This is a genomic window from Algoriphagus halophilus (assembly GCF_041729275.1).
GTDB classification, from domain to species: Bacteria; Bacteroidota; Bacteroidia; order Cytophagales; family Cyclobacteriaceae; genus Algoriphagus; species Algoriphagus halophilus_A.
On sequence record NZ_CP146486.1, the window covers coordinates 154235 to 168326 of the forward strand.

The window sequence follows — 14092 nt, forward strand, 5'->3', positions numbered from 1 at the left end:
ACATATTTTGTAAAATACAAAACACCCATCTCTCTGAGATGGGTGTTTTAGATTAATTAAGAATAGGAAATAGGTTTAAAACAAATACTTTCTTTTCTAAGGAGATACCGGGAATTTTTCCAGTAGTTTTTCTACAAGTTGATCTATTTTTTTCTCAGGATTCTTTCCTCCCGGGAAAGTTCTTTTTCCACGGTAGTATACCAAAGAAGTTCTTTTGATTGGGGATCATGTAAAGAGATAGTGATATGGCCAATATTGGTGTCATATTCTCTTGTATCACTGCTGATTCTCCCTCCATAAATAGATCTTCTTCCCATCATTCCAAAATTTGAATGAGTAGTGTTATAATTGGTTTGAGTACTCATGTCAGTTACCACTTTTATCAATATATCTGGATCTGTTGTAGAGTTTGTCATTCCACGACTGGTCAGCAAGTTATTCAGGGAATTATCGAACCGGTTTTTGTTTAATTCATTCATATATTGATTGACACCGCCGATATTGTTTTCATATTCAATTTGATATGAATTAAACTCGGAATAATCTACATCTGCTTTTTGATCTGAATACATTTTGACGCTGGAACATGAACCAAACAATAACATGAAACTGATCAATATGACTATTTTGCTTTTCATAATTTTAGGATTTAAGTAATACATCCTTTTTAATTAGTTATAGTATTTAACGGCCGTATTTCATTCTTGTGATTGTATAAAATCTTATAATTATGGTCTTTTTTAGACATGATTAATAATTATTATCTCTTTCTGGGAAGGAGAAATAAAAAAAGAAGTAGCAATCACGGGATCACTACCTCTTTTGGTTAATAATAACTAAACCAAACAAACACTATTATCTATTAGAAATTCCAACATGGCGATTAAATAGTCGAGGAATCCTTGAATAGAATATTTCAAAGTAGTTGCTTCCCCCATCTAATAATCCAAGTTCAGTTTTCTTGATTTTTTCAGGTAAAATTTCTTCTACCTTTTCATTTTCTATCACATCAAGTTCTTCCTCAATTTCTGGACTCTTAGCCAATTTGCTCAAGAGAAATTCCATATAATCTTTCATAACAATTAATTATTCTTTAGGAATTATGCTTTTTCATTCCTTTCATTAAACGGACACTATTTGTGATGTTTGTAGTATTAAATAGGATTTATATGGTCTTTTTTAGACAATTAGTCCTTGTTTTAACTTTGTTAGTTGTTTTGGCGGAAATGATTGGGAGTCATGCCATTTTGTTTTTTAAAGAATTTGACAAAATGTGCGGGATCTTTGAATCCCAAGTGGAATCCGATCTCTTTTACAGAATTGGAGGAATGAAAAAGAAGCCTTTTCGCTTCGAAGTCTAGTTTTTCGCTAATGATTTTATTTGCAGGTTTGTTTGCAATGGAATGACAGGCTCTGTTAAGTTGTTTTTCAGAAACCTGTAGCATTTCCACATAATCAGCTACAAAATGAGAAGAGCGGAAATGTAAGTTCAGTGAGGAAAGGAAATCCCTAAAAATATTGTCATAGGATCTGTTTGGTGCTTTTTGGCCAATTAATTCTTTTGACTGAGAATAAATTCTGATCAAAAGTGCTCGGATCAACGCAGCTAAAATCTCTTCGTTTTTTTGTTGGGAATATTCATAGTGGATGAGTTCAAAATACTTTTTGAAACTTTTTGAACCATCTTCATCTACTAAAAAATTCAACTTTCTAGCTGGTCCGGTAATAAAAGATTTGATATTTTCAGTAAATCCCATTCTATCAATAAATGATGGAGTAAATGCGATTAATAGATATTCAAAAGTGGTTTCTTTTGGAATGGAGACTACACTGATTTTATCAGGTGAAACAAAGTTGATCCAGTTTTTTTGTATAGGGTAGGAGACATGATCTATTAACAGTTCACCTTCACCATCCAGAATAAATCTTAAAGCATAAAAATCAGTTTGATGCGGCCTTAAAACTTGGCTATTAAAATCTAAAAACACCTTAATCTTACCCACAAATACATTGGTATCTGCATCTAGTTTTTCTGAAGAAAACACTGTGGCATTAGTTCTAATTTTCTTGTAACGGGCCATTTCTATTGTATTTCGATAATCTATTATACCTTTAGGCTATCTTGACTTATCTGCCCGAAGGGCTATCTTATTTTTGTTCGATAATCGACTTTATTTCAATTGTATTTCCTAATATTTCTAACTTCCTACTTCGTATTTCCTGTTTCAGAATTCAAAGCTTCTTTAATAGATTCACTGTCCCAGGTATGGTCATTCACTGAGAATTTTCTAGAGAGTTCGCCCGATATTAAGCTTTCCTGGATTTCAATTTGCTGTCTTGCTTTGCTGATGTATTCATCACTATTGTGTTTGAAGTTGACCAACACTTTGAGCGAAGCTTCATCGTAATCATGGAATTGTTTTGCTAAGCGATGTACTGTATGTGCCCTAAACCCTAATTTTTTCAAGGCATCTTCTCCCATTTTGATCGAGGTATCCAGGTGTTCTCGATAAATATTTTTAACTCCCAAATCCATGAGATCAAATGCTTCCAATCTATTTTTTGCACGAATCATCACTTCTAAATGTGGAAATTCTTCTTTGCATACTTCTACCAGAATTCTACTGATTTCCCGATCATCTATGGCGGAAATTAGGATGCTCGCATCATGAGCTCCTGCAGATTCCAATAATTCTGCCCGAGTGCCATCTCCGAAATACACCTTGAAGCCCATTTTTCTTAAGTATTCCACTCGTTCTGGATCCGAATCCAAGATGGTGGCTTCTACTCCGCTTGCTCTTAAAAATCTACCCACCGTAGAGCCGAAGTGTCCAAATCCTATCAATAGAACTTTGTTTTTCTCGCTTACCTCATCCATTTTTTGCTCTTTCTTTTCTTCATTTCTTTCCAACTTTGGAAGGATAGCGAGGTCTAGAATAACCATTAGAATAGGAGAGATGGTCATACTCAATGCCGTCACTGCCATTAGCGTGTCTGACATGGATTGAGAAAAATTCCCAATTGCAAGGCAAAGGCGTAGGTGACAAATGAAAATTCTCCTACTTGAGATAATCCAATTGAAAAACTCAGGTTTGTAGAAAAGGGAAGTTTTTTGATCCTTCCCAGTACCAGTAAAATAACTGCTTTGATCAGGATGATCCCAAAGGTGATGGAAAAGATGGTACTTGCTTCATTGAAAATAAGCGTAAAGTTGATGGTTGAACCTACAGCCATAAAAAATAGCCCCAATAGCAATCCTTTGAATGGTTCAAGGTCAGATTCTAAGGCATGTCTATAAGGGGAGTTAGCCAAAATGACACCTGCTAGAAAGGCACCCAAGGCTGGGCTCAATCCTACCAATTCCATTAAAAAAGAAATTCCAACGACGATTAGCAACGCTGAGGCTGTAAACAATTCCCGTAACCTGGTTTTTGCAACAAAATTCAATAAGGGTCCAAAACCATACCTGCCTAATAGAATGACAATTCCTATAGCCCCAAAGATGGAAAGAGTTTGAGCCCAAGCAGGTAGCTGATCGATCAATCCATGCATTTGTTCAGGATCTGATTCGATCACTTGGGCTCCTTGCACAACAAGCAAGGGCAAGATGGCCAATATTGGAATCACCGCAATATCCTGCATGAGCAACACCCCAAATGACATTTTTCCCAAAGGCTGATTCATCTGATTTTTCTCCTTGAGGGATTGAAGTACGATCGCTGTGGAAGACAAAGCCATGGAAAGGCTGATTGCTAAAGCTGCCTGCCAAGGGATTTGAACTAGAATCCCGATTCCAAATACAATTAAAGAGGTTAATAGGATTTGAGATAAACCAATCCTTAGAATCAGGTCTTTGATTCTCCACAGCATTTTGGGTTCTAATTCCAAACCAATTAGAAATAACATCATGACTACTCCAAATTCAGTGGCATGCATGATGTCTTGACCTTGGCCTTCATTGGTTATGAACCCCAATAAATAAGGACCTATGATGATTCCTGCCAATAAATATCCCAAAACCGATCCCATTCCCAACCTTTTTGCAATGGGTACACAGACAATGGCAGCTAAGATATAGACGACAGCATTTGCAAAAAATCCACTCATGAGTTTAGGTGTTTAGGTCGAAATGGACGATGTATGCTCGGTGCATCTCTAAGGTGGAGAATCAATTCATAATATTCCTTGCCTTTCTGTGAGAGTTGCTCCTTGGTTATTTTATGGGTTCCGGACACTTGAAATGGAGCTAAATATTGAAGGAGGCATAACTTAGCTGTTTGTTCGAAAGGGAGTAGGAAATCCTCGATTGGATGTTGATTTCTACCCTCTGCAGAGTAGGCATGATCTGAACCACCAGTAGTAATGGTGTTCATGATCATTTTATTTTTCAGGTAAATGCCACCCGGCCCATAAGCCCATCCAAATTCCAGTACAATATCAATCCATTGCTTTAATAAGGGAGGACATGAATACCAATAGATAGGATGATGCCAAATGATGAGATCTGCTTGGAAAAGGGCTTCCTGTTCGGCCTGGATAGAAACATTAAAGTCCGGATAAAGCTCGTAAAGATCCCGTATCTCTACGTTTTCCAAATGACTGATTGCATTGAGCAATATTTGGTTGACTTCTGAATGTTCATATTTTGGATGAGCAAAAAGAACAAGGATTTTACGCATGGTGAATGAACTTATCCTTGAAAATCAATTTTTTTATGAGTCCCATCACAAAAAGGCTTATTCTGGCTTGCCCCACACCTGCAAAAAGCAGTAACCTTATGTTCTTGCTTGGTTTCCCCATTGGGTAATTTCACTTGTAGGTTTCCATACACCATTAAAGGACCGTTTGGAGTAACCTCTACAATTTGTTCTTTGGTGGATTCTTCTGAAATTTTATTGACCCCATCTTTGAAATAGTAGCCCAAAGCTCCACTGGGACAGGTGTCGATTTGTTTTACAATTCGTTCAGTGCTTGCTCCTTCTGCCAGTATCCAAGGTCTTCTTTCAAAATCAAAAACTTCTGGTAACCCTTTGATACATTTTTTAGAATGAATGCATTTATGGGGTTCCCAAGTAATGGTTACCTCCCCATTGGTATATTCTTTTTGATTGGTTCAGCCATATGCTTGTTTTTTGGTCATGTACTTTGAAAACAAGATAAGAAAGAATGGGGTGGTCTAGTTCAGATTTGAAAGGAAAAACTTGATCAAAGTTGAGAATAAGGGTTTTGTTACTATCCTTGATTGAATAATCTTAAAAGAAAACCTTGTGTTGACCGGTATTCAAAGAACCCTTTTAGCTTTCATTCTCCAAACTAATTAGTCATTTTGAGGTTAAGGAACTTTGGATAGCAACTCTATGATAATGGAATAAATGGTGAAATTTCCTTGTTACTATTGCTGAATATGATCGATTCATGAAACAATCAGACCTTCTTGTTTTCAATTCCAAAGGCATTTATTGCCCCAAAGCAAAGGTTTATTTAGATCCTTGGAGGCCTGTAAATCAAGCCATCATTACACATGGACATTCGGATCATGCCCGGTATGGTCATAAGAGTTACTTAACTCATCATTCAAATATTCCCATTCTAAAACATCGGCTTGGTGATATCCCTATTCAGGGGATGGCATGGAATGAGCCATTTCAGATCAATGGAGTGACATTCAGCCTTCATCCTGCAGGTCATATTATTGGATCTTCCCAGGTTAGAGTGGAATATAAAGGTGAGGTTTGGGTATTTACGGGCGACTACAAGGATGAAGATGATGGAGTAGCGGTACCTTATGAACCCATCAAATGTCAAACGATGATCACTGAATGTACCTTTGGCATTCCTGCCTTCAAATGGAAACCCCAGGCACAGGTCTTTGAGGAAATCAACCAATGGTGGCAAGGTAACAAAGAAGAAGGGAAGACTTCTGTACTTTTCGGGTATAGCTTGGGGAAAGCCCAACGGATACTAAAATATTTAGATTCTTCCATTGGCAAGATTTTTACGCATGGGGCGATTGAGAATATGACGGAAGTACTCAGACCTCAGATTCAACTTCCACCAACCAATCTGATTACCCGGGAAACCAAAAGCAAGGAAATCCAAGGGGGAATCGTGGTGGCACCACCCAGTGCTCATGGATCGACTTGGATGCGGAAGCTAGTTCCGTACGAAACCGGAACTTGCAGTGGATGGATGGCTTTTAGAGGAGCAAGAAGAAGAAGGTCAACGGATAAAGGCTTTGTGATTTCAGATCATTGTGATTGGCAGGGGCTACTCAAAAGCATCAAGACTAGCGAAGCAGAGCGAGTGATCTGTACCCACGGCTATACAGATATTTTTAGCAAGTATCTTCGTGAAATTGGATACGATGCCAGTGTGGAAAACACTGATTATGAAGGAGAAGCGGATGAAAGTTCAAATTCAACTATTCAGGAAGTATCATGAAGAAATTTGCTGAACTGATCGAGGAGTTGGATGCTACCACCAAAACCAACAGAAAAGTAGCTGCATTGGCAGCGTATTTTGAGCGGGCCTCAGAATCCGATAAAATCTGGACCATTGCCATTCTTTCTCATCGTCGACCTCCTCGACCTGTCAACACCACCTTGCTAAGGCAGTATGCAGCAGAGCTTGCAGAAATCCCATTATGGCTGTTTGAGGACAGCTACCATATCGTTGGTGATTTAGCTGAAGCAATCGCTTTGGTCATTCCCAATAATGAGATGAAAAGCGAAAAACCTCTGGCAAGTATTCTAGAAGAATTAATTTTTTAAAACCTAAATCAGAGGAAGAGAAAAAGACCTATGTGCAGGAGATGTGGATGCAATTGGATTATTATTCACGCTTTGTATTTACCAAGTTGCTTACAGGTGGGTTCCGGATAGGAATTAGTCAAAAATTGATGACCAAGGCACTTTCCCAGGTAACCGAGGTTCCGGAAGATGAACTTGCCTACCGATTGATGGGGAATTGGAGTCCTACTACTACTAGCTTTGAAGAATTGATCTTTGGAATGAATGAACAGGCCTATGTATCCAAGCCCTTCCCTTTTTATTTGGCCTACGCGTTAGAAAATAAGTTGGAGGATTTGGGGGATATTTCTGATTGGTCAGCAGAACATAAATGGGATGGGATCAGAGGCCAGATGATTTGTCGGAAGAGAGAGCTTTTATTTGGACGAGAGGAGATGAGTTGGTGTCTGATAAGTATCCTGAGATGTTAGAATTGGTTGATTTTTTACCTGATGGGACCGTGTTGGATGGAGAGATCTTACCTTTTATTGATGGGCAGATTGGGATGTTTAATGATCTTCAGACTAGGATAGGAAGAAAAACAGTAAGTAAAAGTCTACTTGAGAAGGTTCCAGTGGTTTTCAGGGCTTATGACCTGTTGGAAATTAATGGAATAGATATCAGGAATCAGAATTATATAAAGCGAAGAACTCAACTGGAATCACTGATCCAATCTATTTTACATCCTGTGCTACAACTTTCAGAAAGGATGCAGTTTAATTCCTGGTCAGAAGTAAGTATTGAGCGGGATTTGGCCAGAGAAAAGCGAAGTGAAGGGTTAATGCTAAAGAGAAATGATTCTTCTTATCGAGTAGGGCGAAAGAAAGGGGATTGGTGGAAATGGAAAACAGATCCTTTAACCATCGATGCGGTGTTGACTTATGCAATGCGAGGTCATGGAAGGAGAACCAACCTTTTTACAGATTACACTTTTGGACTTTGGGAACCAAATAAAGAAGGAGAACAAGAGCTGGTGACTTTTGCAAAAGCCTATTCCGGGCTGACAGATAAAGAATTTGCGCAAGTAGATGCCATTATCAAGAAAACTACTTTGGAGAGATTTGGTCCGGTAAGAAGTGTGGAGCCCACCTTGGTTTTTGAATTGGCTTTTGAGGGAATTGCTTTTTCCAATAGGCATAAAAGTGGAGTGGCGGTGCGATTTCCCAGAATAGTAAGATGGAGAAAAGACAAATCAATTGGGGATGCCAATACCCTGGAAGATTTAAAAGCGTTAATTCCTAAATAATGGCGACGGTTGCTTATTTTTATAACACTTCAAAATTTATTTAATGGGAGAGGGGATCGAAAAGTAGATTTTGTGGCCAACGTTTAAACATCAATTATGCAGTCACCCATTGGTTTAATAGTAGAAGAGAGAGCTGCCAACATCGGGAATTTTATGGTCGGGAGGCTCTTACCTTTTCGGGAAAAAAGAGCAGTTGGCCCTTTTGTTTTCATTGATCACATGGGCCCAGCATGTTTAAAAGAATATCAAAATGTCGATGTGCCTCCACATCCGCACATAGGAATTTCGACTTTGACCTATCTTTTTGATGGGGCGATTTTCCATAACGACAGTTTAGGGAATGGGGTTGAAATCAAACCAGGGGAAGTAAACTGGATGACTGCTGGAAAAGGAGTAGTACATTCAGAAAGGACTCCCGAATATTTAAGGAAGCAGGATAAATATTTACATGGATTTCAAATTTGGATAGGATTACCAAAAGACAAAGAAAAGATGGCCCCTACCTTTTTCCACTATGATAAATCGGAGATACCGGTTTGGGAAGAAAATGGAATTGAGTTTAAGTTGATTGCTGGAGAAATTTCTGGAAAGAAATCCCCTGTGCAAGTACATAGTCCTTTGTATTTCTTAGAGATCAAAACGAAAAGTGCCCAAAAAATAGCTATCGGGGATAGGCTATTTGGTGAAGTAGGGATGTATGTATTGTCTGGAACTGTCAAGGTGGAAGGAAATGATTATGGGACCAAACAATTGCTGATCGCCAAAAATCCATCCTTATGTGAGTTTGAAACCAATGGGGAAACCATTATTTACCTCTTTGGGGAAACCCTTTCCTGAAGAGCGATTTATGTTTTGGAATTTCGTTAGCTCGGATAAAAAGGAATTGGAAAATGCCAAAGAAAACTGGAAAGCGCAAAATTTAGATGTTTTTCCAAAAATCCCAGGTGATGACAAGGAATTTGTACCACTTCCAGAACCTCCCTTTCAATCGAAATAAGGAATAGGAGTCGGTTTGGAAGGTATGAGAATTTCCGTTTAAGAACCTCAATTAATTTTTACGGTTTTCTAGAATTAATATTTAGAAAGCAAGAAAGTGTGTGCTTAATTGAATTTCTATCATAAATATTGTATTTTATTCATCATTAGATAGTTATGACAACTGTCTTTTTCTTTTTACCATAGTTTTTATCATTTAATAAAAGATTTAATGATGAGTAGACAAGTTGAATTTATTCCTAAGATCCAGGTAAGGATGCTCTTTTTTAGCCTTGTTACAAGTATGATGTTGCTTTCTTCTTGTGGAACCGAACCTAAAGAAGAAACTGTAGAAACAGAAGAGGTAACACCTCCAACTAGCTTGGATGTTGTGACGCTGGATATGGATTTTCAAGCTGTGGATACCATTCCATCTGGATGGGTCACCTGGCGATACCAAAATCGTTCACCTCAACCTCATTTTATCCTAATAGATGATCCACTTGATAGTATTACGGTTGTTGAATTCAGGGATGAGTTATTGCCTCCTTTCGGCGAAGGAATCAAAAAGATGTATGAAGGAAAGAACGAAGAAGCCATGGAGGCATTTGGTAAAATTCCAGCTTGGTATGCGGGTACCACCTGGCCGGGAGGAGTTGGACTGACTTCACCTGGAATGACTTCAGAAACTACTCTTAAACTTGAGCCAGGATATTACATCATGGAGTGTTATGTGAAAATGAAAGATGGCATGTTCCATACCAACATGGGAATGTATAAAACATTAATTGTATCTCAGGAGAAGTCACCTTTAGCGGAGCCAACAGCAGATTTCAAAATTGATATTTCAAGCGAAAATGGAATTGTACTTGAGAGTCCTGAAAAAGCCGGTACCTATACATTTCAAGTAAATTTTATAGACCAGAAGAAATATGAGCACTTTCAGGGTCATGATGTGAATTTGGTTAGAATAGACGATTCTGGAGATTTGGCAGCAATTGAAACCTGGATGAATTGGTTAAACTTGGATGGTTTAATAGATCCTGTTCCCGAGGGCTTCACGTTTCTAGGTGGAGTAAATGATATGCCTACAGGAAGTACCGGTTATTTTAAAGTTACGCTCGAACCAGGTAAGTATGCGTTGATTTCAGAAGTTCCGGATGCATCCAATAGAAACTTGCTTAAAACATTTGAAATTACGCCCTGATTCAAACATAGCGAAGCCCTAATAGTGCTCACTTTGTGGTTAGTTTTACGCTTTTTAGTAAGGTCCAGCAGGTTTTTTATCCATTGAGCCCCTCCTAAGTCGAATCAAATCAATGGAATGGCTTTAGCATAGGCTTTGCATTATAAAAGGGTGTTTAAATAAAATAGTTATGAAAGATGAAACCAACAGTCTTATTCAAGGAATTAAAAGAGTTACAGATTACTCTGAAGGCCTCACCTCTTTATTGGCGGGCACCTATGTTTTATCCCTTGCATTGATCAAAGGAAATGTCGCTTTAAGGATTGCATTGGGGGTGGCAGGAGGATATTTGATTTTGAGAAGTGGAAGTAAACTGCACTCCTTAGGTAAAGAGACCAAGGTTATAGAGTAAATTGGTGATATGCGAATTTAGATTGGTGGGAGCAGCCACTCAACCCCATTAAAATTATCATCGACAAAATTATCTTCCGATAAGTTACTTTTTATTTTAGATCATTAAAATGTTTTACTAGGTTCAGGTCATTCAGCAGAATGAATCATTGACCACCAAACACTGAACTATATGAACTATAGAAACTGGATACTCTTATCCATTTTAATGATTAGTGTCTTTGCTCTACAGGCCCAAGATAAAAAGCCTATTCAGCTTAGCGATCTCACCAACATAGTCTCTGTCTCCAATCCCGAAATCACACCTGATGGACAGAAAGTGTTATTTGTCAAGAATTACATGGAGGCCGAAAAGGATGGGAAATTTGACTATAAACGTCAATTGATTTTGATGAATTTGAATCATCCAGAATTGACGAAAGTGTTGAATAGCCCAACTTATGAAATCAGCAATTTTACCTTATCACCCGACGGAAAGAAATTGGCATTCACAAAGTCTTGGGAAGGAAAATCCCAGATATGGATTTTACCCATGGATGGGGGTGAGTCACAAGTGTTGACCGATGAAAAAGATGGAGCTTCATCACCAGTTTGGTCTCCAGATGGAAGTAAAATTCTTTTTCTTTCTCCGTTCCTCTTTGGGCCATGGAAGGTACCCCTCCTTGGGAGAACCCTCGGCCAGGTAGAAGCTATGGTGATGAACCCAACTATGAAGCCATTAATGCAGGTAAAGCGAAGGAAGATCTGAAGCCTAATATGGATGGTTCGGTTGAAGAGCTTAGAGCTTGGTTAGCAAAAAATGCTGCTAAAAATGATCCTAGAGTTATAGATCGTCTCAATTTCTTAGGAGAGCGGGGACTGTCTACAGCTATTAGTTTCCGACACTTAGGCGTATATGATTTGGAAACCGGTACTTCTGAAATTTTGACTTCTGGTTATCAAAGTTTCGGTGGTGCAGCGTGGGCACCCGATGGAAGCTATGTCCTGGCAACCAGTGTTGAAAGTAATCAGCATCCAGACTTGAACAGGGAACTTAATTCATCGATTTATAAAATTAACCTTGCAGATCATGCTGTAAGTAAATTGATTGGTTCGGATGATTATCGATATACCGGAGCGACTTTTTCTCCAGATGGTAAATGGATAATGATTACCGGACAGAAAACAGATGAGGATCGCAATTTCAACCAAAGTCTTATTGGAGTTGCAAAGCCAGATGGATCAGGAATCAAATGGTTAATAGAATCTTTAGACAGGAGAGTGGGAGGAGCTAAATGGTCTGATGATAGCAGATCAATTTATTTTTCAGGAGCCAACAAAGGAGGTGTCACCTTATACAAAGCTGAAGTAAGCAATGGCAAGGTAAGCCTGATCATTACAGGTCCTGTTGGAGTAGGAGATTTTGATATCCAAGGCAGACAATTGGTGTATTCTTTGACACAGGTTTCTAATCCAAATGAGTTGTATAAGGCTGACCTCAACGGCAAAAGTGCACAGCAACTTACTCAATACAATGAGGCTTGGTTGGCTGACCGTTGGATTTCCCAACCAGAGGCACATCAATTCAAGCAGGATGGGTTCGAGGTGGATTACTGGGTGATGCCTCCTTATGGGTTGAAGGAAGGGAATAAGTACCCTACGCTTTTAGAAATGCACGGTGGGCCTACTGCCATGTGGGGACCAGGGGAGTCAAGCATGTGGCATGAGTTTCAAGTATTGGCTGGAAGAGGATATGGAATCGTTTATGCCAACCCACGTGGAAGTGGAGGATATGGAAAAGATTTCCAAAAAGGGAATTATAAGGATTGGGGAGATGGACCTGCCAAAGATGTATTGACTGCACTGGATAAAGCAGGAGAAGCATACGAATGGATTGATGAAGATCAACTGGTATTGACAGGTGGATCTTATGCTGGTTATTTGACTGCTTGGATCGTTGGACATGATCACCGGTTCAAAGCTGCAGTGACCCAACGGGGAGTCTACGAACTGACCTTCTTTATGGGGGAAGGAAATGCTTGGAGGTTAGTTCCTAATTATTTTGGATATCCTTGGGAAGAAGGCGCCAAAGAGATTTTAGATTATAACAGCCCTCAAACTTATGTCCAGAACATTGAAACTCCTTTGTTGATTTTTCATGGGGATAATGACCTGAGAACTGGTGTTCGTCAATCTGAATTGCTTTATAAGAGCTTGAAGATTATGGATAAGCCAGTGGAGTATATTCGATATCCTAGGGAAGGACATGAATTGTCAAGGTCTGGAGAGATCAATCATAGATTTGACCGAATCGGAAGGATTGTTGAGTTTTTTGAGAGATATGTGACACATCCTAATTAGGAAGCAATAACCAACGTAAAAGCCCTCTATTTTAAAAATTAGAGGGCTTTTTTATAGCAAAAGAATGAAGGCTAGCGGAAATTAGAATTGGAATCTAATAAATAAGGGTTCACCAAAAGCGAACCTTATCATTAATTATTTGACTTTAATTCAACGCTTATTCTTCCTCCTCTTCCACAACAATGTCCATAGCAGCTTCTGCCCACTCCATAATTAATTGTCGTTGGGTTGCATCTAATTTTGCTTCAGAATGTAAGGTTAAATAAATAGGTAGAGGCATATGTTCTTCTTCTACCTCAGAAATAATGTCATCTAAAATTGCCAATTGATCCATCATTTCAATCTCTTCCCAATTGGAAAAATTGACTTCTTCTCTGCCTTCTCGAGCATCTTTGGCAACTAACCAAGAACTTGGAGCCACATAAGAATACCAAGGATAGTCCGGAGTATTACTATGGCAATCATAGCATGCGGTCTTTAAAAGAGTGGCTACCTCACCCTCCACTAATCCGGAGCCCATCAGGTCTGCGGGATTATCAGTATTGATAGGAGGAAGCTCATTAGGAATAAACTGAATGACAATTAGAATAATTGCCATTCCGAGTAATAGCTTTTGCCAAAGCTTCATTTATTCTCCTTTTTCTTTTTACCTGTACTCCACTCCAGTAAAATAGCTTTTTCCTCATCTGATAATTTTCCCTCAGGTTTGTTCTCTAAGAATTTTTCTGGAGGCATCGCACTTTCAGTCAACACTTCATTTATTTTTGACATAGTAGCTAGTTGTTTTGACTTTTTAGAGGCTTCGAACTCATCCCAGTCTAACTTTTTCTTACCTTTTTCATTTCTGGATTCAGCGTTGTGACATCCATAGCATTTGGATTCTACTACTGCTTTCACATCAGCTGGCAACTTCGGGCCATCCATACTTAATTCATCGTGAGTTTCGATGGTGGGTTTTTGGATGGCTTGGAAAAATAAGAGCCCTACAACAAAGGCAGCAAGAAGGAGTAAAGATGATTTTTTCATAGTAAAAGGGTTAATAAATGATTGTTTTGTGTTAATACGTCAAAAAGATACATTAGGGTTGTAATCACAAGATAAAAGATAGAAAAAATTGTAAAAAGTATTTTTTAAATAATTTTCTAA

At 38.6% G+C, this 14092-nt stretch carries 19 protein-coding genes and 1 pseudogene; 10 read left to right on the top strand and 10 right to left on the bottom strand.

The genetic code is table 11. The features are described 5' to 3' along the window. Positions 1–143: 143 nt before the first annotated feature. From V8V91_RS00830 to V8V91_RS00865, 8 genes and pseudogenes are all read right to left on the bottom strand, one after another. Positions 144–638: a DUF4136 domain-containing protein gene (locus V8V91_RS00830; RefSeq protein WP_373398341.1), complete on the bottom strand. Its 495-nt coding sequence runs from the start codon at positions 636–638 to the stop codon at positions 144–146. A gap of 217 nt (positions 639–855) precedes the next feature. Beyond that, a complete protein-coding gene (locus V8V91_RS00835; RefSeq protein ID WP_373398342.1) occupies positions 856–1077 on the bottom strand; it encodes a hypothetical protein in 222 nt (73 codons plus the stop codon). A 131-nt stretch (positions 1078–1208) separates the two neighbouring features. Next, positions 1209–2081, bottom strand: a complete 873-nt coding sequence (locus V8V91_RS00840; RefSeq protein WP_373398343.1) for an AraC family transcriptional regulator — start codon at positions 2079–2081, stop codon at positions 1209–1211. A gap of 125 nt (positions 2082–2206) precedes the next feature. Next, on the bottom strand, positions 2207–3001 hold the full coding sequence (locus tag V8V91_RS00845; RefSeq protein WP_373398344.1) for an NAD-binding protein: 795 nt from the start codon (positions 2999–3001) through the stop codon (positions 2207–2209). Next, entirely contained in the window at positions 2986–4107 is a 1122-nt protein-coding gene (locus tag V8V91_RS00850; protein WP_373398345.1) for a monovalent cation:proton antiporter-2 (CPA2) family protein, read from the bottom strand. The genes V8V91_RS00845 and V8V91_RS00850 overlap by 16 nt, the downstream gene beginning before the upstream one ends. Next, positions 4104–4679: an NAD(P)H-dependent oxidoreductase gene (locus V8V91_RS00855; protein WP_373398346.1), complete on the bottom strand. Its 576-nt coding sequence runs from the start codon at positions 4677–4679 to the stop codon at positions 4104–4106. The genes V8V91_RS00850 and V8V91_RS00855 overlap by 4 nt, the downstream gene beginning before the upstream one ends. A gap of 11 nt (positions 4680–4690) precedes the next feature. Beyond that, complete coding sequence (locus tag V8V91_RS00860; RefSeq protein ID WP_373398347.1) at positions 4691–4924, bottom strand: CDGSH iron-sulfur domain-containing protein; 234 nt, start codon at positions 4922–4924, stop codon at positions 4691–4693. Between the two features lie 48 nt (positions 4925–4972). Further along, positions 4973–5077 (bottom strand): annotated as a pseudogene (locus tag V8V91_RS00865) ((4Fe-4S)-binding protein); the annotation flags it as partial. 338 nt (positions 5078–5415) lie between these two features. Here V8V91_RS00865 and V8V91_RS00870 point away from each other — a divergent pair. The 10 genes from V8V91_RS00870 to V8V91_RS00915 all read left to right on the top strand — a co-directional run bounded on the left by V8V91_RS00870 (position 5416) and on the right by V8V91_RS00915 (position 12946). After that, positions 5416–6441: a ligase-associated DNA damage response exonuclease gene (locus V8V91_RS00870; RefSeq protein WP_373398348.1), complete on the top strand. Its 1026-nt coding sequence runs from the start codon at positions 5416–5418 to the stop codon at positions 6439–6441. Further along, a complete protein-coding gene (locus tag V8V91_RS00875) occupies positions 6438–6770 on the top strand; it encodes a hypothetical protein (protein ID WP_373398349.1) in 333 nt (110 codons plus the stop codon). The genes V8V91_RS00870 and V8V91_RS00875 overlap by 4 nt, the downstream gene beginning before the upstream one ends. A gap of 32 nt (positions 6771–6802) precedes the next feature. Then, entirely contained in the window at positions 6803–7219 is a 417-nt protein-coding gene (locus V8V91_RS00880) for a hypothetical protein (RefSeq protein ID WP_373398350.1), read from the top strand. Then, the gene (locus V8V91_RS00885) at positions 7192–8034 is read left to right on the top strand and encodes a hypothetical protein (protein ID WP_373398351.1); all 843 of its coding nucleotides are present in this window, start codon (positions 7192–7194) and stop codon (positions 8032–8034) included. The genes V8V91_RS00880 and V8V91_RS00885 overlap by 28 nt, the downstream gene beginning before the upstream one ends. 96 nt (positions 8035–8130) lie before the next feature. After that, positions 8131–8871: a pirin family protein gene (locus V8V91_RS00890; RefSeq protein ID WP_373398352.1), complete on the top strand. Its 741-nt coding sequence runs from the start codon at positions 8131–8133 to the stop codon at positions 8869–8871. Then, positions 8852–9031 (top strand): pirin-like C-terminal cupin domain-containing protein, encoded by a 180-nt coding sequence (locus V8V91_RS00895; protein ID WP_373398353.1) that lies wholly within the window; start codon positions 8852–8854, stop codon positions 9029–9031. The genes V8V91_RS00890 and V8V91_RS00895 overlap by 20 nt, the downstream gene beginning before the upstream one ends. Positions 9032–9241: 210 nt before the next feature. Continuing rightward, positions 9242–10216 carry a hypothetical protein gene (locus V8V91_RS00900; protein ID WP_373398354.1) on the top strand — a complete coding sequence of 325 codons (975 nt, stop codon included), beginning with the start codon at positions 9242–9244 and terminating at the stop codon, positions 10214–10216. 169 nt (positions 10217–10385) lie between these two features. After that, entirely contained in the window at positions 10386–10607 is a 222-nt protein-coding gene (locus V8V91_RS00905; protein ID WP_373398355.1) for a hypothetical protein, read from the top strand. 171 nt (positions 10608–10778) lie between these two features. Further along, on the top strand, positions 10779–11354 hold the full coding sequence (locus V8V91_RS00910) for a TolB family protein (RefSeq protein ID WP_373398356.1): 576 nt from the start codon (positions 10779–10781) through the stop codon (positions 11352–11354). Beyond that, complete coding sequence (locus V8V91_RS00915) at positions 11252–12946, top strand: prolyl oligopeptidase family serine peptidase (RefSeq protein WP_373398357.1); 1695 nt, start codon at positions 11252–11254, stop codon at positions 12944–12946. Before V8V91_RS00910 ends, V8V91_RS00915 begins: the two co-directional genes overlap by 103 nt. 157 nt (positions 12947–13103) lie before the next feature. Here V8V91_RS00915 and V8V91_RS00920 read toward each other — a convergent pair whose 3' ends face one another. Both V8V91_RS00920 and V8V91_RS00925 read right to left on the bottom strand, forming a co-directional pair. Further along, the gene (locus V8V91_RS00920; RefSeq protein WP_373398358.1) at positions 13104–13574 is read right to left on the bottom strand and encodes a heme-binding domain-containing protein; all 471 of its coding nucleotides are present in this window, start codon (positions 13572–13574) and stop codon (positions 13104–13106) included. After that, positions 13571–13972 carry a heme-binding domain-containing protein gene (locus V8V91_RS00925; protein ID WP_373398359.1) on the bottom strand — a complete coding sequence of 134 codons (402 nt, stop codon included), beginning with the start codon at positions 13970–13972 and terminating at the stop codon, positions 13571–13573. The genes V8V91_RS00920 and V8V91_RS00925 overlap by 4 nt, the downstream gene beginning before the upstream one ends. Between the last annotated feature and the right edge of the window lie 120 nt (positions 13973–14092).